General features: G+C 60.9%; 13 protein-coding genes and 3 tRNA genes. 2 read left to right on the top strand and 14 right to left on the bottom strand.

Going from position 1 to position 17779, the window contains the following annotated elements; all coding sequences use genetic code 11:
- Positions 1–68: 68 nt before the first annotated feature.
- From CORGL_RS04135 to gdhA, 9 genes are all read right to left on the bottom strand, one after another.
- Positions 69–752 carry an HAD family hydrolase gene (locus CORGL_RS04135; RefSeq protein ID WP_013708666.1) on the bottom strand — a complete coding sequence of 228 codons (684 nt, stop codon included), beginning with the start codon at positions 750–752 and terminating at the stop codon, positions 69–71.
- A gap of 43 nt (positions 753–795) precedes the next feature.
- Positions 796–1422 carry a 5-formyltetrahydrofolate cyclo-ligase gene (locus CORGL_RS04130; RefSeq protein WP_172633531.1) on the bottom strand — a complete coding sequence of 209 codons (627 nt, stop codon included), beginning with the start codon at positions 1420–1422 and terminating at the stop codon, positions 796–798.
- Between the two features lie 32 nt (positions 1423–1454).
- The gene (locus CORGL_RS04125; protein ID WP_041738588.1) at positions 1455–4166 is read right to left on the bottom strand and encodes a valine--tRNA ligase; all 2712 of its coding nucleotides are present in this window, start codon (positions 4164–4166) and stop codon (positions 1455–1457) included.
- Positions 4167–4245: 79 nt separating this feature from the next.
- Positions 4246–5658, bottom strand: a complete 1413-nt coding sequence (gene clpX, locus CORGL_RS04120) for an ATP-dependent Clp protease ATP-binding subunit ClpX (RefSeq protein ID WP_013708663.1) — start codon at positions 5656–5658, stop codon at positions 4246–4248.
- A complete protein-coding gene (locus CORGL_RS04115) occupies positions 5658–6281 on the bottom strand; it encodes an ATP-dependent Clp protease proteolytic subunit (RefSeq protein WP_013708662.1) in 624 nt (207 codons plus the stop codon). Before CORGL_RS04115 ends, clpX begins: the two co-directional genes overlap by 1 nt.
- A 127-nt stretch (positions 6282–6408) precedes the next feature.
- Entirely contained in the window at positions 6409–7767 is a 1359-nt protein-coding gene (gene tig / locus CORGL_RS04110) for a trigger factor (protein WP_013708661.1), read from the bottom strand.
- 132 nt (positions 7768–7899) lie between these two features.
- Positions 7900–7983, bottom strand: a tRNA-Leu gene (locus CORGL_RS04105).
- A 91-nt stretch (positions 7984–8074) separates the two neighbouring features.
- Positions 8075–9073, bottom strand: a complete 999-nt coding sequence (locus CORGL_RS09365) for a CPBP family intramembrane glutamic endopeptidase (RefSeq protein ID WP_172633530.1) — start codon at positions 9071–9073, stop codon at positions 8075–8077.
- Between the two features lie 181 nt (positions 9074–9254).
- Positions 9255–10586 (bottom strand): NADP-specific glutamate dehydrogenase, encoded by a 1332-nt coding sequence (gdhA, locus tag CORGL_RS04095; RefSeq protein WP_013708659.1) that lies wholly within the window; start codon positions 10584–10586, stop codon positions 9255–9257.
- Between the two features lie 325 nt (positions 10587–10911).
- Here gdhA and CORGL_RS04085 point away from each other — a divergent pair.
- Both CORGL_RS04085 and CORGL_RS04080 read left to right on the top strand, forming a co-directional pair.
- Positions 10912–10988: transfer RNA gene (locus CORGL_RS04085), tRNA-Pro, on the top strand.
- A 4-nt stretch (positions 10989–10992) separates the two neighbouring features.
- Positions 10993–11066, top strand: a tRNA-Gly gene (locus tag CORGL_RS04080).
- 206 nt (positions 11067–11272) lie between these two features.
- Here CORGL_RS04080 and CORGL_RS04075 read toward each other — a convergent pair.
- The 5 genes from CORGL_RS04075 to CORGL_RS10195 all read right to left on the bottom strand — a co-directional run bounded on the left by CORGL_RS04075 (position 11273) and on the right by CORGL_RS10195 (position 17391).
- The gene (locus tag CORGL_RS04075; protein WP_013708658.1) at positions 11273–12016 is read right to left on the bottom strand and encodes an ABC transporter ATP-binding protein; all 744 of its coding nucleotides are present in this window, start codon (positions 12014–12016) and stop codon (positions 11273–11275) included.
- Between the two features lie 8 nt (positions 12017–12024).
- Positions 12025–14223, bottom strand: a complete 2199-nt coding sequence (locus CORGL_RS04070; protein WP_013708657.1) for a hypothetical protein — start codon at positions 14221–14223, stop codon at positions 12025–12027.
- A gap of 92 nt (positions 14224–14315) precedes the next feature.
- Positions 14316–14957, bottom strand: a complete 642-nt coding sequence (locus CORGL_RS04065; RefSeq protein WP_013708656.1) for an ABC transporter ATP-binding protein — start codon at positions 14955–14957, stop codon at positions 14316–14318.
- A 10-nt stretch (positions 14958–14967) separates the two neighbouring features.
- Positions 14968–17004: a bacteriocin-associated integral membrane family protein gene (locus CORGL_RS04060; protein ID WP_013708655.1), complete on the bottom strand. Its 2037-nt coding sequence runs from the start codon at positions 17002–17004 to the stop codon at positions 14968–14970.
- A gap of 75 nt (positions 17005–17079) precedes the next feature.
- Positions 17080–17391 (bottom strand): lactococcin 972 family bacteriocin, encoded by a 312-nt coding sequence (locus CORGL_RS10195; RefSeq protein WP_172633529.1) that lies wholly within the window; start codon positions 17389–17391, stop codon positions 17080–17082.
- Positions 17392–17779: the final 388 nt, after the last annotated feature.

The raw sequence follows: 17779 nt of genomic DNA, 5'->3' as shown, positions 1-17779 counted from the left end.
GGCTGGGCGCGCCCCTCTCGTCGGTCGGATCGATATCGGCCGGCCCCGTGTCAACGTCCCCGATGGTCTCAGCCGCATCGGGCGAAAAGGGCACCGATATCATCGATCTTTTCACAGACGGCGATGCACGCCGCGCGCGTCTGGTCATCGGCGGCTATGAGATCAGGCACGAACACCGTATCCATGCCGGCGGCCACCCCCGCTCGGACACCAAGCGGAGAATCTTCGACAACCAGACAGCGGGCCGGTGCCGTCCCCACCTGATGCGCGGCCATGAGATAGATGTCCGGACTCGGCTTTCCGCACCCGACCTCCCCGCCGCAAACCAGGGCTTCGAAGAAGCCAAGGATGCCCGCGCGCCTCAGATTCGCCTCGACTGCCGATCGCTCGGAGGAGGAGGCGACCGCGAGCCGGACCCCGCGATGAACCAGATCTCCGAGCAGCGCGGGGAGATCATCCCCTTTAAGCGGAATGGGCGCGCGCTCTCGCATGGCGCGCCAGCAGCGCGCGTGCGCATCGAACACATCTTCGGCACGCGGTTGACCGGGCCCGTCGATCGAGCCGGCGAGCCCGAGACGCAAAAGCTCCAAGATCGATGAGCGCCCCAGTCCAATGAAGGAGCGTGCGAGCTCCTCGGATACGCGTACGCCCAACACGGACTCCACGTCATTCCAGGTTACGAGCGACATCAGCTCCGTGTCGAGCAGCGTTCCATCCATATCGAACAGAACCGCGTCATATACCTCGCTCATGCCCGTCCCTCGCACCCGATCGTTTTCCTCCGAGGGGATGGTATCACAGATCTGAGCGGGCCGATCGAGCGGCCAGAATTCGGCGCTCGGTGGCCACGTATTCGACCGGCACATCATGGGTCTCCACAACGCCCATCTCCGCAAGGCTTGCAAGAAGCTGCGTCTCGCGGGCCAGCCCGACCGATACCCCGTCGAATGAAGCGAGAAACCGATCATAGCAGCCCCCGCCATAGCCCAATCTGTTGCCATGAGGATCGAACGCGAGACCGGGAACGATCGCCAAGCTGGCGTTGATTCCGCAACAGGAGCCTGCATCCTCGGGCGCATCGAAGCCGGTCCGCTCGAGGACGGCGGGTTCGGGTATGCCCAGCGCACCGATCTCAAGTTCGGCGAGGGAGCCGATCTCATGCCAGCTGAGTCTCAAGGTGCCCCGCTCGCACCTCGGCACGCGAACTCGCTTGTTCGACTGCCAGGCGCGCGCGATGATCGATCGCGTGGAGACCTCCGATGCGATGGAGACATAGCTGTAGACGATCTGGGCGCACCGCCATATCTCGTCACTGAAGAGCGTCTCTGCTATCCTGGCGTCGGTGCGCGCTCGAGCGAGGGGATCTCGCGCATCTCGGGTCCGGACGAGCCTCTTGCGAAGATCACATTTCGCGGCGCGCACCGAATCGCTGCCGCCAGGCATGGCCGACTTTCTCAATCGAGCTCGTGAGCCTGATCGACAAGACCCTGGATCGTCTCGGTGAGCTCGCGGGCCCGGTTCCGCTTGCGGCTGACGATCTCGGGCGCGGCCTTCGAGATGAAACCCTGATTTGAAAGCGTCCGCTCGACGCCGGCCAGATCCGCCCTCGCCCGCTCGATCTCGCGCGCGAGCCGGAGGCGCTCGGCTTCCAGATCCACGAGATCACCCACGATGACATGCACGTCAAAATCCGGCTCGACGACGGTGACAGAGCCCGTCGGCTTATGAAAGCCGTCGGCTGAAGAGACCTCGAGATCTCTCACCGCCGCGATGCCGCAGATGAAATCGGCTTGCTCGCGCAGGGTCTCAGCAACCGCCGGCACCTGTGTCCGAACACGCACCCCGAGTGCTGCCCGCGGAGAGAGGCGATAGCGCGCGCGTGTGGAGCGGACGGCTGCGACGACGCTGCGAGCCAGCTCGAAGGCGCGCTCCGAGCGCTCATCGATATAGGCGGACAGCGCTTCGGGTTCCGGCCATGCTGCATCCATGAGCTGCTCCGCGCGTTCATGCGACTGACCGTCCCGGCTGAAATCGAGCCAGGAGGCCGGCATGGAGCCCCAGATCGCCTCGGTGACAAACGGCATGAGCGGATGCAGGAGCCTGAGGGAGACATCGAGCACGAAGATGAGGTTTCTCTGCGTCTGCGCCCGCGAGGAGACATCTTTGAGCCTCGTCTTGGTGACCTCGATGTACCAGTCGCATACCTCGTTCCATACGAAGCCGTGGATCGTGCGAGCCGTGTCACCGAACGCGTAGCCGGCGATGCCGTCGGTCACCGCGGCTGCCGTCTTGGCGAGGCGCGACAGGATCCATGCGTCGGCGGCCGTGTCGGCGACCGGGGGCCCGGGGGTGTAGCCATCCATGTTCAGGAGTAGAAAACGACTCGCGTTCCAGATCTTGGTGACAAAGGCCCGAGCCTGCTCGGTGCGAGCGGAGCGGACGAAATCCCCGGTCTTGGGATCGAACTCAGCGTCGAAGCGCACGTCTTGATTGCCCGTGCACAGCGACAGCAGGTTGAAGCGCATCGCATCGGCGCCGTAGCGCTCGATGAGATCCATCGGGTCGACGCCGTTGCCCTTCGACTTCGACATGCGACTGCCGTCGGCGGCCAGTATCGTGGGATAGATCACGACATCGTGAAACGGGACCTCGCCGAGAAAATACAGCGAGCTCATGATCATCCGGGCGACCCACAGGGCGATGATGTCGCGCGCCGTGACGAGCGCGGTGGTCGGATGATGTCCCTCAAGTGCCTCGGGGGTCTGCGGCCAGCCCTGGGTCGCGAAGGTCCACAGCTGGCTGGAGAACCAGGTGTCGAGCACGTTCTCGTCCTGATGGACGTGCCGGCCGCCGCAGACGGGGCATATCTCGACGTCCTCGATGAGCGCATCGGTCCAGCCGCAGTCCTCGCAGTAGAACACCGGAATGCGATGGCCCCACCACAGCTGCCGGGAGATGCACCAGTCTTTGACCCCTGCCATCCATGTGAGATAGGTCTGTTCCCAGCGCTTGGGATGAAACGTGACGGCACCTGAGGTCACAGCCTCGGTGGCTGGACCCCGGAGGCGATCGACGGCCACGAACCACTGCTCGGACAGCCATGGCTCCAGAGAGGAATCGCAGCGATAGCAGTGCATGACGGAGTGCTCATGATCCTCGACGCGCTCGAGCAGGCCGTGCTCTGAGAACCAGGCGACGATCCGCTCACGTGCCTCGTCGCGATCGAGTCCGCTGAACTCGCCGTAACCCTCCACGACGCGCGCGCGCTCATCGAAGATGTTGATGCTCTCCAGCCCGTGCGCCTCGCCCATGGCGTAATCGTTCGGATCATGGGCGGGAGTCACTTTCACATAGCCGGTCCCGAAGCCGGGATCGACGTGGTAGTCCGCGAAGATCGGGATCTTGCGGCCGACGATCGGCAACACGACGGTGGCTCCGACGAACGCCGCCTTTGCAGGATCCTTCGGGCTCACCGCGATGCCGGTGTCGCCGAGCATGGTCTCCGGACGGGTGGTGGCGACCACGATATGATCCACTCCCTCAACCGGCTCGGCGAGCGGGTAGCGCAGCAACCAGAGGTGGCCCGCCTCGGCATGGTATTCGGCTTCATCATCGGAGATGGCCGTCTTGCAGGAAGGGCACCAGTTCACGATCCTGCGACCGCGGTAGATCAGACCGTCGCGGTACCAGTCGACGAAGACGCGGCGCACCGCTTGGGCGTAGTCCGCATCCATCGTGAAGCGCTCGTGCTCGAGATCGACCGAGCATCCCATGCGCTTGATCTGCTCTTGGATGATTCCGCCGTATTCCCGGGTCCAATCCCAGCAGGCCTCGATGAATTTCTCGCGCCCGAGCTCGAGACGGGAGACGCCCTCCTCCTTGAGCTTCTTGTCGACTCTGGTCTGCGTGGCGATTCCAGCGTGATCGGTCCCGAAGATCCACCGTGTGGAGCGCCCGCGCATGCGAGCCTGTCGCACGATGGCGTCTTGGATCGCGTCATCGAGGGCATGGCCCGCATGCAGGATGCCGGTGACGTTGGGCGGCGGGATAGTGATCGTGCAGTCGCCTTTGCCGGGATGTCGCAGATAGCTGTCGCTCGCAAGCCAGCGTTGGAGAATCGCTGGCTCGCTAGCGGCGGGATCATAGCTTTTTTCCATCGCTTCCATGCTCGTTCCCCTTCATGTTCACGCGAGATGCCCCCGCCCCGTCACGCCAGATAGTCGTTGCTCGAGCTTCTCGCGGCGCTCAGTGCTTCATCGCGATCGAGATCCGCCTGGGTTCCTCCTCGCCGCGCACCGCGGCCCCGGTAATGATGACCTGCGAGACGTCGTGCTCGCTCGGAAGATCGAACATCGTCTGCTGAAGCAGGTTCTCGCAGATGGATCGCAGACCGCGCGCACCGGTTTTGCGCACCAGCGCGAGCCGTGCGATCTCATGAAGAGCATCCGGATCGAATACCAGCTCGCAACCCTCCAGCTCGAACATCCGCCGGTACTGCTTGACTATGGCGTTGCGAGGCTCGGTGAGAATGGAGACGAGATCATCCTCTGTGAACGCGCTGGTCTCCGTGATGACCGGCGTACGGCCCACGAACTCGGGAATCATGCCGAATGCGTTGAGATCGGCAGGCAGCACCTGGCGAAGCAGATCGTTCTCATCTATGGAAGTGGGCCCGGCGATCTCGGAGTTGAAGCCTATGCCCTTGTTGCCTACGCGATCGGCTATGATCTTGTCGAGACCGACGAAGGCTCCCCCGCAGATGAACAGGATATTCGTCGTATCGATGTGCAAGAGCTCCTGCTGGGGGTGCTTCCGGCCCCCAGCGGGCGGGACGCTGGCGAGAGTGCCCTCGAGAATCTTGAGGAGCGCCTGCTGGACCCCTTCGCCTGAAACATCGCGCGTGATAGACAGGTTCTCCGCCTTGCGCGCCACTTTATCTATCTCATCGATATAGATGATACCGACTTGGGCGCGATCGATGTCGCCGTCGGCAGCGGTGATGAGCTTCAGAAGGATGTTCTCTACGTCCTCGCCCACATAACCCGCTTCGGTGAGAGCTGTGGCATCTGCGAGGGCGAAAGGCACCTCCAATATCCGCGCGAGGGTCTGGGCCAGCAGGGTCTTGCCTGTGCCGGTCGGCCCGAGCAGCAAGATATTGCTCTTCGCAAGCTCGACCTCGGCGAGGCCGCCTCTGGATTTTGCGACGGAGTCCTGTCCGGCGGCACCGTCGCTCTCATCATGAGCTCCCTCTGCCGCCCCGCCCTCCAGAACGCGACGATAGTGATTGTAGACCGCCACGGATAGCGCGCGCTTCGCATCGTCTTGACCCATGACGTAGGCAGAAAGACCCTCGAACAGCTCATGTGGCGTCGGCAGATGCGAGATGATCTGACGGTTGGGACGACGCTGCCCCTCATCCGCCTGCGAGGAGGCGGGCCGACCCTCCCCGTTCGGCTCGCCCGCCTCCTCCTCGCGCGATACGTCGTCGTGCTCAAGGGACTCCTCCAAGATGTCCACGCATGCGGCGACGCACTCGTCGCAGATGAAGATGTCAGTCGGTCCCTTGACGAGCTTTCTTACCTGATCGCGCTTCTTGCCGCAAAACGAGCAGCGTATGAATTCTCCCCCCGGATACTCGGGCGTCGTGACGTCCGACATTATTTGGAGCTCTTTTCGGTTTCGGAGCGCGAAGAGATGATGCGGTCAACCAAGCCGTAGCTCTGTGCTTCCTCCGCGCGCATGTAATGGTCGCGCTCCGTGTCGATCTCGACCTTCTCGATGGGCTGTCCGGTAGCGTCTGCGAGAATGCGATTGAGGTTCTGGCGGTTGCGCTTGATCTCGGCCGCCGCGATCTCGATCTCGGTCTGCTGGCCCTGCGCGCCACCACTGGGCTGGTGGATCATCATCATAGAGTTGGGCAGGCAGAACCGCTTGCCCGAAGCGCCGTTGGCGAGCAGCAGAGCAGCCATCGAGGCGGCCATCCCGACGCAGATCGTTGAGACATCGGACTTGATGAAATTCATGGTGTCCAGAATCGCCAGACCCGAGTAGACCTCGCCGCCGGGTGAGTTGATGTAGAGCGATATATCCTTCTCCGCATCCTGGCTCTCGAGGTGCAGAAGCTGGGCGATCACGAGGTTCGCGGTCACCGAGTTGATCTCCTCCCCGAGAAACACGATCCGATCGTTCAGCAGGCGCGAGTAGATGTCGTAGCTGCGCTCACCGCGCGGGGTCTGCTCGACGACATAGGGTACGAGCGCCGAGGCGATCTTGCTGATCATGACGATCTCCTTTCAAATGTGGTGCATATAGACGGGTACGGTGCCCGGTGCCTGCTTGAGCAGGACCGATGCACCGTACAGGCGTTCCGCTCACGTGGTATTGTACTCTACCCCGTTTCGGAAGTCGCTACTCGTCAGCGCCTTCACCGGCATCAGAGGCCGATGAGGGCTCGCTGGGCTCATCTGCGTCATCGTCAGCTTCCGCGCGCCTGGCTGCCTCATCGACCACGCTCACCCGCGCAGATCCGACGAGCCACTCGATCGCCTTCGAACGGCGAATCGAGTCGCGCACGGCCGGCAGGCGACCCTCGGCGATGAAGGACTCCTTGGAAGCCGCCGGATCGTCGACACCGGCGCGCTCGAACTCCGCGTCAACGTCCTCATCTGAGACCTCGATGTCGAGCTTGCGGGCCAAGGCATCGAGTGCAAGCGACTCCCGGGCGACATCATCCGCCTGATGATGCAAATCAGCGATGAACTGCTCGGAGGTTATCTGGGATGACTTGAGCCATGCATCGAGTGTCATGCCGCGCTGAGAGAGGTTCTGCAGGAAGTTCTGGCCGAGCTCGGAGAAGATGGTGGACTCGTAGTCTTTGTCCATCTCGGTGAGCTCGAGGCGCTCGGCGAGAGCGGACACCGAGCGCTGTTCCTTCAAACCGGGAAGCTTGGAGGACTTGTCCTGCTCGAGCTCGAGCTTCACGGCATCGCGCATGGCGTCTACGCCATCGAAGCCGAACGACGTCTTCGCGAACTCGTCGGTCAGCTCGGGCAGCTCGCGGTGCCTGATCCCTTTGATGGTGACCTCGACGCTCGCCTCCTCGGCATCGGTCTCCTCTGGCGTCCAGGAGATCTCTTTGGTGTCGCCGACGCCCGAACCGATCAGGCCCTCGTCAAAGGCGGAGGGGAGATTGCCCGATCCCATGGCGATCATGCGCCCCTGGCCAGCCAGGGACTCGCCGCCATGGATATCCTTGATGTCAACGGTCACGAAATCGTCATCGGCGATACCTCGGTCCTCGATCTCCTTGAACGTCGCGTGATAGCCCACGAGCATATCGATCTGCGCGTCGATCTCGGCGGCGGTGACCTCCTCGGGGGGCATCTCGATCTCGACCGGGTCATAGGAGCTGAGCTCTGCTTCGGGACGCAGCGGAAACGTGACGTTGTAGCTGAAGTCCTGGCGGTCCTTCACGATATCCAGATCGTCGTAGGAGGCCTCCTTCACCGGCACGATATCAAGCTCGTTGAGCACCTTGGGTTCCGTTGCGCCAACAAGGTCGTTGGTCGCCTGCGCGAGCACCGCTTGGGCACCGAGCATGTTGTCGATGACCGGACGCGGTGCCTTGCCGGCGCGAAAGCCGGGAAAACGGTACTTGTGCGCCGCGTCTCGATAGGCCTTCCTGATCGCCGCGTCGACATCGACTGCGGGGATGGTGACCTCGGCGGCGAGCTTGCCGTCCTTCACGTCAGAAGCTGTGATGTTCAACGTTCCTCCTCTTGCGCGCCCAGCTGATCCCGAGGCGCTGGATGCCCCTTTTCCTACAGATTCCTCAGATGCCCGATCAGGGCCGTGCATGTCAGCGCACCAGCCTGACATCGCAACAGAATCACGGCGCGATGGTGCGGGCGAAAGGACTCGAACCTTCACGGGAAGCCCACTGGAACCTAAATCCAGCGCGTCTGCCAATTCCGCCACGCCCGCATGCTCGCGCACAGCCTTTGCATGATAGCAGATTCGTGCTGAATGTGACCGTCAACCTGCGTGAGCGCGATCGGCTCACGCCATCTGCATGTCAGGGCAGGCGCGACGGGCGACAACCCCAGAGATCTGCGATGAGACCGAAGACGGCCACGCAGAGCGCGCCGGCACCCAGAAGTCCGATCAGGCTCACCGATGCGCCGAGCACCACCGGAGCGTAGGAGAGCAGGTTGACCGCCGCATGGCACACGATGTTCACCCACAGCCGTCCGGTGCGCTCATACAGCAGCCCAAGAACGATACCGATGACAAAGGCATAGGTGCCCTGCAAGATATTGAGATGCGCGATGCCGAAGCATGCGGCCTGAATCGTGTTCGCCACCCAAAACGAGGTCGAGGCGCGGCGCGCGAACATGAACACGATACCCCGGTAGATGGTCTCCTCAACAATCGGACCCACGATGACAACCGAGGCGAGCACGAGCGCGGAAAACGACTCGATGCCGGAGTTCTCCATCATCTCGGAGTAATCGCGTCCGGCAGCGGGAAACATCGACATCATCAGGCCGAGAATTCCCGAGGAGAGCAGCTGCAGCCCCAGACCCAACCCGATCGCGCCGAGAGCGGCTCGCCAGGTCGCCAGCGCGGGAGGCGTTCTCGCGCATCGGCGTGCCGGCGCGGGGACATCGACGCTACGAGATGCGAGCGTCTGCGATTCGACTGCCGAGACACATGCTGCTTTGGGGATCCGCTCCGCCGGCCCGCATCCCGAGTCTCCGGAGAGCCATCTGGAAGGCGGCCGGGAAAAGACAGCTCCCAAGAGCCCGGCGCGCTCCCTTCCTCTCAAGATGCGATACCATGCCACGCCGATCGCGAGCGAGACCGCATCGCAGAGCAGCAAGATGAGCGGCATCAGCCTGCTCGGATCGAAATCCGTCGTCACGGCTCCTCTCATGAGCACGAGCGCGGCGGCGAGCCAGAACGAGAGCAGAAGGGCGGCGATGAACGAGACGGCGTATTGAATCGCCGTGAACACCGCCACGATGCCCAAGCAGGCCGCAAGCCAGCGAAACCGTATGATCGGTCGACTCATATGCATGCGATCAGCTCCCTTCGGGTCAGCGCCACCATGATATCATGACGGCTCGCCGCTGAGATGCCCTCAGGGTCGCCGGCGGCGCACGCCCTGGACCTCTGATACCCCCCGATCGTGACCCATACACGCGATCTCGCCGGCCATATGCCCTGCGGTGCGCCCTGCGCCGGGTGCTCTTCTATACGATGCCCTGGGCCATCATGGCATCGGCGACCCGCTTGAAACCTGCGATGTTGGCACCCGCGATCAGGTTTCCGGGCACCCCCCAAGCTGCAGCGGCCTCTGCAGAGGCGCGGTAGATGCCGCGCATGATCGTCTTCAGACGGCTATCGACGTCCTCGAACGACCAGGTCAGGCGCGCCGAGTTCTGCGCCATCTCGAGCGCGGAGACCGCGACCCCGCCGGCGTTGGCAGCTTTTCCCGGGCAGACGGTGACTCCACTCGAGATGAGCAGATCGATGGCCTCGGGCGTCACGGGCATGTTCGCGCCCTCCCCCACCACCTTGCAGCCGTTGCGGAGAAGTCCCTCGGCGTCTGGGCGGCGCAGCTCGTTTTGGGTCGCACACGGCAAGGCGATATCGCACGGAGCGCTCCACACGCCGCCGCCGCTGTGGTACTCGCAGGCGGGGTGCGTCTCGGCGTACTCGCTGAGGCGACCGCGCCTGACCTCCTTGATCTGCATGATAGCGGCCAGATCGACCCCTGTTGGCTCCAGGATCCAGCCGCACGAGTCGCTCATGGTCTGAACCGTGGCCCCGAGCTGCTCGGCTTTCTTGGCGGCGTAGATCGCGACGTTGCCCGAACCGGAGATGCTCACCCGCTTGCCCTCGAAGTGCTGGCCAGAATCGGCCAGCAGCTCCTCGATGAGATAGACCAGGCCGTAACCGGTCGCCTCGGCGCGGACGGGCGAACCCCCGAAGCCGATACCCTTGCCGGTGAGAACGCCTGCGAACTCGTTGCGGATCCGCTTGTACTGCCCGAAGAGAAAACCGATCTCCCGGCCGCCGACCCCGATGTCTCCGGCGGGCACGTCGGTGTCTGCCCCGATGTGACGGTACAGCTCGGTCATGAAACTCTGGCAGAACCGCATGACCTCCGCATCGGATCTGCCCTTGGGATCGAAGTCCGCTCCGCCTTTCGCGCCGCCGATCGGCAGCGAGGTGAGCGCATTTTTGAACACCTGCTCGAAAGCGAGGAACTTCAGGATGGAGAGATTCACGCTCGGATGGAAGCGCAAACCCCCCTTGTACGGACCAAGCGCGGAGCTGAACTCGATGCGGTAGCCGCGGTTCACGCGAACGCACCCGCTATCATCGGTCCAGGGGACGCGGAACATGACGATGCGCTCGGGCTCCACGAGCCGATCGAGCAGCGAGACGCGCTCATAGGACGGCTCCGCCTCGACCGCCGATGCGATCGAGGCCAGGACCCTGCTGGTCGCCTGGATGAACTCGGGCTGATCGGCATAGCGTCCGCGCAGCTCCGCCATCACGTGCTGGGTGTAACTCATGGTATCTCCTCAAAGTGGTGATAGCTCTGTGTAAACCGACGATTATCGTACTATGCGCCGTCCGCGTCGATGCTCTCGGTCGATGATTCTCAGTTCCGCGCGAGCCTCCCAGCAGCTCAGAGGGTGACAGCGACATCGCGGCGAGCGAGCCGCTGCGAGGACGAAACACGCTCGAAGCGAAGCGGACACGTGACGCCCACGTATCGGCCCCCGAGCATACCGCGGGCTCTTTGCATTTTTTCATTGTGTGCGCGCGCGAGCTAGCCTATAATCGTAGAGCCTCAGGGGCGAACAGGATCTTTTGGCCTTCGCCGTCCCTCGGTTCCGGGACGTGGCGCAGTCTGGTAGCGCACCTGCTTTGGGAGCAGGATGTCGCAGGTTCGAATCCTGTCGTCCCGACCATGATGCGGGCGTGGTTCAATGGTAGAACCTCAGCCTTCCAAGCTGATGACGCGGGTTCGATTCCCGTCGCCCGCTCCAAGAGAGATCGCAGGCCATCGCGAACAGTTGCGGTGGCCTGTTTTTGCTTTCACGAGGCGGAGCCGCGCGCGCCGCGGAATCAGAGCGTGAACCCATGGAACGATTGAGCTGCGAAGGGCATGTTGAAATATGAGACCACCAAGTGCCTGACCACCGTTTTTCCTGTTTCTGCAACCTTCTGATCCAAACTCGAAACCACTGCCTCATCAAAATGCCGTGCGCGCTGCGGCTGCGCTCAGCTCGACTGTGGTGTCGCAGCGCGCAGCGATCTCCGGATCGTGGGTCACCACGATCACGGTCTTGCCGTGCTCATCGCGCAGAGACAGGATCTGGCCGAACACCTCGCGGGCGAGCGGGCGGTCCAGCGAGCCGGTCGGCTCGTCGGCCAGGACCAGCTCGCCGGGCTTCAGGATGCAGCGGGCTATGGCGACGCGCTGCTGCTCGCCGCCGGACAGGATGCTCACGGGTGCAGCCTCGGCGCCGACGAGCCCGACGCCTGCGAGCGCCCGGCGCGCCCGCTCCCGCTTGCGCGAGGCGCTCTCGCGCGTGTAGTGCAGCGCGAGCAGAAGGTTGTCCATCACGGTGCGGCCGGTGACCAGCGCGTTGGACTGGAACAGGTAGCTGATCGAGCGGCGGCGCAGCAGGGTCGCCGCTCGCGACGCGCAGGACGGGGCCGACCCGCCGCAGATGGTCAGCTCGCCTGCGTCGGGTGCCTCGAGCAGCCCGAGGATGTCGAGCAGGGTCGACTTCCCCGAGCCCGAGGGGCCCGTGATCGCCGTGACCGAGCCCGCCTGGCAGCGAAGATCCAGTCCGGGAAGGATGACGCGGCCGCCAAAGGATTTGGCGAGTCCTCGGGCCTCTACGACCGGTGCTCGCCGCGCCGCGCCGGCGGCGCACTCGACGCCGGTCGCCTCCATGCGGTCCATATGCGATGCGGTGCGACTGAACATATAGGCTCCTAATCCTTGAGCATGCGATTGATCTGCTGGGCTGCGGTGAGGTGGACGTAGCCGGAGAGCACGGCGAGCTGCAGCGCGAGCAGCAAGACGGCGAGCACCATGCCCAGCTGCGAGCCCATGATGACGGCGGCGGCCTCGGCGACGATAAAGACGATCCCGACGACGGAGAAGGGCAGCCGGTAGATCGCCGGGGTCGAGAACCCCAGGAGCCGCTTGGCCGCCACCTCCTCGCGGAAAGCCGCCTGATAGGCGGCGATGAGGCCGAGGACCATGGCCACCATGACGCCTGCGGCCAGCACCGCGACGCCGCCGAAGAGCTCCATGGTCTGCTGAAGAGACTTCCGCATCCCGGCGACGAGCTCCGCGGTCCCGGTGAACACCGGATCGTCGGCAACGAGGTCGAAGCGGGCCAGATAGGGCCGACTCAGATAGGTTCTGGCTGCCGTGTCGGCGAGCTTGATATAGCTGTTGGACAGGCCAGCCGCCCACAGGCTCTCGTCCTCTCTGAAGATCATGTTCTGAGGCACGCACAAACAGATCACCGCATCGCGCGTCGTCTGGGGAAGGGACGTGTCCGTCTCCCAGCAGAACAGGTCGGTTCTCGGCTCGTAGGTGGTGAAGGAGAACGACCGGCTGGCGTTGAACGCGGTCTGGATGCCGGAGGCGTCGTCGACGTCCATGGTGTCCGACCTGCGCATGTACGCCTCGATCCGGGAGCGCTCCGCAGCGGGCATCGTGTCGGGCACAAGGTAGACGCGGGTGCCGGAGCGCGCTGCGGCGACGAGCGCGGGATCCACGGCGAAGCCCTGGCTCGCGAGATAGTTTGGCGAGGCCGTGTAGGTCCTAAAAGGCTTGGTGGGAAGATCGATCGTGGCATCGGCGCCGCGCAGAACGTCCAAGTTGCTCTGCGCCATATACTGCGTATGAGCCAGGTAGACGCCTTCGGCATCGGCTATCGACGAGTACCAGCTGTAGAACTTCCTCGAGAGTCGATCGGACTGACCCGATATGCTCGCGGCATCCGCCTCCGCGCTCATGCGCTCGAGCACCCTCAGACCGGAAACGTCTCCCCAGAGGCGCGCGATCTCGGCATCGGCCCGCATCTCCTGAAGGGGCGCATCAAGGATGAATCCGCACAGATCCGCAAATGCTGCAGACCCGATATAGGCGACAAGCAGCACGGCGACGACGAGCCGACGCGAGATGCGATTGCGTATGGCGTCGGCGGCAGGGACTCTGAGCGAGATCAGCGAGGCGACGCCGACGCTAGAGGCCACGCAAAGCACGGTGAGAAGACCGGATCCGCCCATGTAGGAGAGAAACTCCCACGAAAGCAGCGTCGAGGCGGTCGCCCAAGCTCCGAAGACCCAAGAGATAGGGATGGCGATCAACGACATCACCATCCACCGCCACGTGCGTTCAAACGCGAATTCCGATCGAGACCACCCGCACGTCACGCACGCGCCGAGCTCCGGCAGGTCTCGTATGCCGGAAACGACAAAGAGCGCGACGAGCAACACGAGAGCGCCCAGCGCGACAGGCGGAATGACGCTGACGATCACCGATCTGGTCTCGTGGCCGCTCAGCGGATGCAGGATCCGCTCCGAGCTGGTCCCCGACGCCTCCGCGAGCGCGCCGGCGAGCTCTGCGACCTGTGCTGATCCCAGTCCGGTGACCCGGTAGGTGCCGTTCGCGGTCCCCGTGTCATCGACCAGGTGCGATAGCTTCTCCGCGACGATCCTGTTGCCGAGCATGAAGGACGGCAGATCCTCGATCATGTCCGTGCGCGACTGCAGCAAGCCGAGAGTCGCGGTAGGCGATGAGGAATCCATCAGCCGCTCAAGCTTGGCTGAATCGAGAACCTTCGTTCCCATGAAGTCGAGATCAGCGTCCTTGCTGTTTTTCGTCACATTTCCCGCAACGCCGAGCCTGGTGCCGACGACCGCTCCGCCCGAGAACAGCTGATCGGTCCTCACCAGCAACGATCCGTTCTCTGTCGCGTAATCTGTGAGCACGGCGAGCGACGCCGCCTGCCTGCTTTGCTCTACGTCGCTTAGGGTGAAAGAAGCTGAAACACGAGGATAGTCTTCTGCGACCTCGGTGAAATGTTCGCTGCATAGCTCGCTGAAGAGAAATGACAGCAAGATCGCGATCAGAACGATGACGGCGGCTTTCAATACTGAGATCAGTTTGGTCATGGGTCACCTGCCTAGAATTGACCAGTCTGATTGGAAATTAGAGCAGATTGTCTAGCCTCTGCAGCCTATAATTGAAATCGCTTACTCAAATATCAGAGTTCGATGCATTGATCGCTCTGACGCGCGAGCTGCGCATCATGCGTTGCAACGACTACCAGGGCCCCACGGCTGACGCAATCCCTTAGAAGAGATGCAACGTTGTCGCGGTTGGCTTTGTCTAGAGAAGCCGTCGGCTCGTCGGCGAACAGTACCGCGGCATCCTTGAACATCGCCCGGGCAATTCCCAGCCGCTGCTTTTCGCCTCCCGAGAGCGTTGAGGCCAATGCGCGCTCTGGACGATCAAGCTGAACTGCATCCAACGCATTCCTGACACGTGTATTCAGTGCAGAGCGGTTGATAAAACAGGAAAAGCGAGGTCGTCTTCTTAATGCGATATTGTAAAATATGCTTTCATCATAGATCACACCGCTATCCTGATAGATGAAAGCGGCATCTCTGCTCCAGAATCTCCTCCTGTATCGTTCCGGCCAACCGCTGGCCTCCTCCCCGTTGATAAAGACGCTGCCGGCATCAAGATGTTGCAAAAGGCTGATGCAGTTGAGCAGTGTGGTCTTGCCGCAGCCCGATGGTCCGATCAAGGCGTTGAGCGTACCCGATTTCAGAGTGCATGAAACATTCTCGAATATCGCCTCACCACCTATCCGCACAGTCGCTCCTTCGATTCTCAGTTCCATACCGAACCTCCTAGTGCGCCCTGTGGATTATTGATTTGAATACTTTTATGGCGGCCAAGCTTCTCGTGCCCAACGTCACCACACATGCCAGCATAGCCAAGATAAGACAAGCAGCCAACAGATAGAAAAGGTTATAGCCACGAGAGATGCAGAAGTGAAAACCTATAGCGCCACAGACCGCAAGAGCAATCAGGAGCGGAGCTGACTTTTCGAGAGAGATGGATAGCCAGCCTCTACCGGCAGATCTGAGAGCAAAGATACGGCGGCGGTTCTCAATGGCCCAGATACATGCCATCTGAATGCAAAGCAGTAGAAGCGATAGACAAGCCATCGCAGCGCCGAGAGCATAGGTGCGCAGCATGATCGTAAACCTCTGATATGCATACAAAGCCGCATCGGAGAGGTTGTCGACAGAATAGATATATTGGGACATGTCGCTCTCATCAGCGATTTGCGGGATCAAATCCTTTTGAGAAAAGAAAATGTTTCCCGTTGAAAGCATCGAATCTAGAAACCGCGCGTTGAGACTGTCAGTTGGGGTGTCGATCAGCAAGACAAGAGGATTCCTATAGGTGATCGTCTTACCACCTGAGGCGACATTCGGACCGAGAACGGGAAAACCGGAGCCCACAAATCTGCAAACCGTCATCGAATCATCCACCTGCCCAGACCGTGTCCAGAGATGGGCGATGCTGCGAATACGCGTGCGCGAATCCGGTTGCAGGCTATCAAGCGTGACGGGAACCAGATGAGGTCCTTCTGGAAGGCTCGCTCGCGTCGAAGAATCGTTGTTTTCACAGACGTTCACTCCAGCGTCGGACACGTAGCGGCGATCGACGATGGCAAGACCATCGAAGTGACCCAGGTCCTGCTCACGCAACTCGATTCCCTGCGAGACATCGTATGACAGTCTCAGGATCCCGTGCTTCTCCGCGCTGATCAGAAAGGGCTCCAGCGTTTTTTCTGGAATCAGCTGAGCCCCTCCATCGTATCCGGTGACGTGCAAAGACACCTTTGAGGCCTCGGGATGAGACCTGAAAAAATTTGCCTCATGAAGAGCAAGTGTCGCTTGATCGAAAGCCACAACCGAGAGAGGGATGGTGAAAACGGAAATGCATATGGAGATGAGAAAAAAGACGGAACGACAGATACGCAGCCTTTTGTTCGTAGCGGCGCGCCCTTCCAGCATATGATGAACAGATGGTCTCGCAGCAATAAGGAGGCCCGCTCCCATGATCAGAAGCATTGCCAAAGTAAAGAGAACGACCATCTTGATTTCTGGCAACACCACAAAGAATTGGACGGCATGGTCGCTTAAAGCGATACAGGCAAGAAAAGCAAGCATGCTGATCACCATAGCAGGCAGTGCCGGTACTGCGATATCCAAGATCTGCTCGGTTCTGACTGAGCGAATCGATCTTCCGTACAGTACGAGAAGAGCATGGTCTCTGCTTTTCTCCTCGAGTCGAAAGACGATAACACAGACAAAAAAGAGCACCGCGGAGAAGTACAACAATCCCGCAGAGGTTGAGGTGCAGAATCGCACAACGGCAAAGAAATTATCGTCGGGTGCACGAGTTCCGTTCCACGTAAATGTGACCCGGTGGACACCTGCCCAATCGGCGAGCGCCGATTTCGCCCCTACAGCTGTTGCAGGAATTAGATAGTCGCCGTTCGGAGACGAAGTGCCCGCCTCATCCGAGGTGACAAGACTACCCGCAAGCGTTCTATCAAGCCACAGGATTTGCTGACCATTTACAGCCGGGCTCATATTCGAGGGAGAAGATGATGCCAGCCAGATTATATCGCGGTTTTGCTCTGAGTTGGTTTTGATTCTGACGATATGGGTTCCAAAGCGATCTGCGACGTTCTTCAGCTCAGTAAAAACTCTCTCAGAAGATAGATCCGAAGCCGAACAGTCGATGGTAAAAGACATAGTTGCATCAAAAGGTGCGCCGTTCTGTCGCGCTTCTGCATACGATATCGAGAGAAAGCATATTGCACAAGCGAGTATGGCAGCGCTCAGGCGAACCAACCATTTCAGCATCACGGCCCCCCATCAAAAAACCGGCTTGCACCGCACAAACCGGCCGAAAATCAACACTGGTATCAATAATTTGCACTAGGAGAGATGATACCAGTACTTATCTAGCGTCCAAGGTAGATCAACAAGGCACCATTTAGAGGCTTGGGATGTCTGTCCGCCATCACACTCAGGACTTGTCGCATTCTGTCCATCCAACTCGCACGAGCTTCCATGGTCTTTACTTGGATGATAAAAATCGGAGTGGATATGCATATCACCATAGTTCCCATATGTCCAAGTGCCACCGGAAGCATCTTTCGATTGCTTAGGTGATGTCTGTTGAAGAGAGGACTGCTCAACATTTGCTTGTGGACCAGAGGGCTGATTCGCATATGCCACTCCAGTCATCAAAGTACATCCTATAGCCGCACCAAATAGCGCTTTACACGCAAACGATTTGTAATTAAACACAACAAGCCTCCCGCCACTTTCGTGTAAATCGAAGTGCGCGTGCGTACGTCTTAAAAGCATTATACAATTCTTTTAAAAAAAACTAGTGCGGCTGCGGACAATTTCTGGACATCGTCCAGGTTGCCTAACTTGGGCTTTTCCTATACTCCATCGGGACCATCCGGCCGAGTGATCTCTTGATAGGGGATTCTCATCTTCTCTCACAATAGCCAGAGCCCGACTGTATTGGTAACACTTACTTGGACATCTTCTTTAGGATGCGTCTCGCTTTCCGAGATTCCACGGCGACATGTGATCGAGCGGCGAATGAATACGCCTGCGGTCG

The organism is Coriobacterium glomerans PW2 (assembly GCF_000195315.1).
GTDB classification, from domain to species: Bacteria; Actinomycetota; Coriobacteriia; order Coriobacteriales; family Coriobacteriaceae; genus Coriobacterium; species Coriobacterium glomerans.
The sequence above is the reverse complement of the archived record's forward strand: the minus strand, read 5'-3'. Positions and strand labels throughout refer to the sequence as shown.

Bases quoted from the DNA above. Each gene is read 5' to 3' on its own strand.
- CORGL_RS04075 (WP_013708658.1), bottom strand. From the start codon at position 12,016: ATGTTCAGTCGCACCGCATCGCATATGGACCGCATGGAGGCGACCGGC.
- clpX (WP_013708663.1), bottom strand. From the start codon at position 5,658: ATGTCGGACGTCACGACGCCCGAGTATCCGGGGGGAGAATTCATACGC.
- CORGL_RS04115 (WP_013708662.1), bottom strand. From the start codon at position 6,281: ATGATCAGCAAGATCGCCTCGGCGCTCGTACCCTATGTCGTCGAGCAG.
- CORGL_RS04060 (WP_013708655.1), bottom strand. From the start codon at position 17,004: ATGCTGAAATGGTTGGTTCGCCTGAGCGCTGCCATACTCGCTTGTGCA.
- CORGL_RS04135 (WP_013708666.1), bottom strand. From the start codon at position 752: ATGAGCGAGGTATATGACGCGGTTCTGTTCGATATGGATGGAACGCTG.
- gdhA (WP_013708659.1), bottom strand. From the start codon at position 10,586: ATGAGTTACACCCAGCACGTGATGGCGGAGCTGCGCGGACGCTATGCC.
- CORGL_RS04065 (WP_013708656.1), bottom strand. From the start codon at position 14,957: ATGGAACTGAGAATCGAAGGAGCGACTGTGCGGATAGGTGGTGAGGCG.
- CORGL_RS10195 (WP_172633529.1), bottom strand. From the start codon at position 17,391: ATGACTGGAGTGGCATATGCGAATCAGCCCTCTGGTCCACAAGCAAAT.
- CORGL_RS09365 (WP_172633530.1), bottom strand. From the start codon at position 9,073: ATGAGTCGACCGATCATACGGTTTCGCTGGCTTGCGGCCTGCTTGGGC.
- CORGL_RS04070 (WP_013708657.1), bottom strand. From the start codon at position 14,223: ATGACCAAACTGATCTCAGTATTGAAAGCCGCCGTCATCGTTCTGATC.
- CORGL_RS04125 (WP_041738588.1), bottom strand. From the start codon at position 4,166: ATGGAAGCGATGGAAAAAAGCTATGATCCCGCCGCTAGCGAGCCAGCG.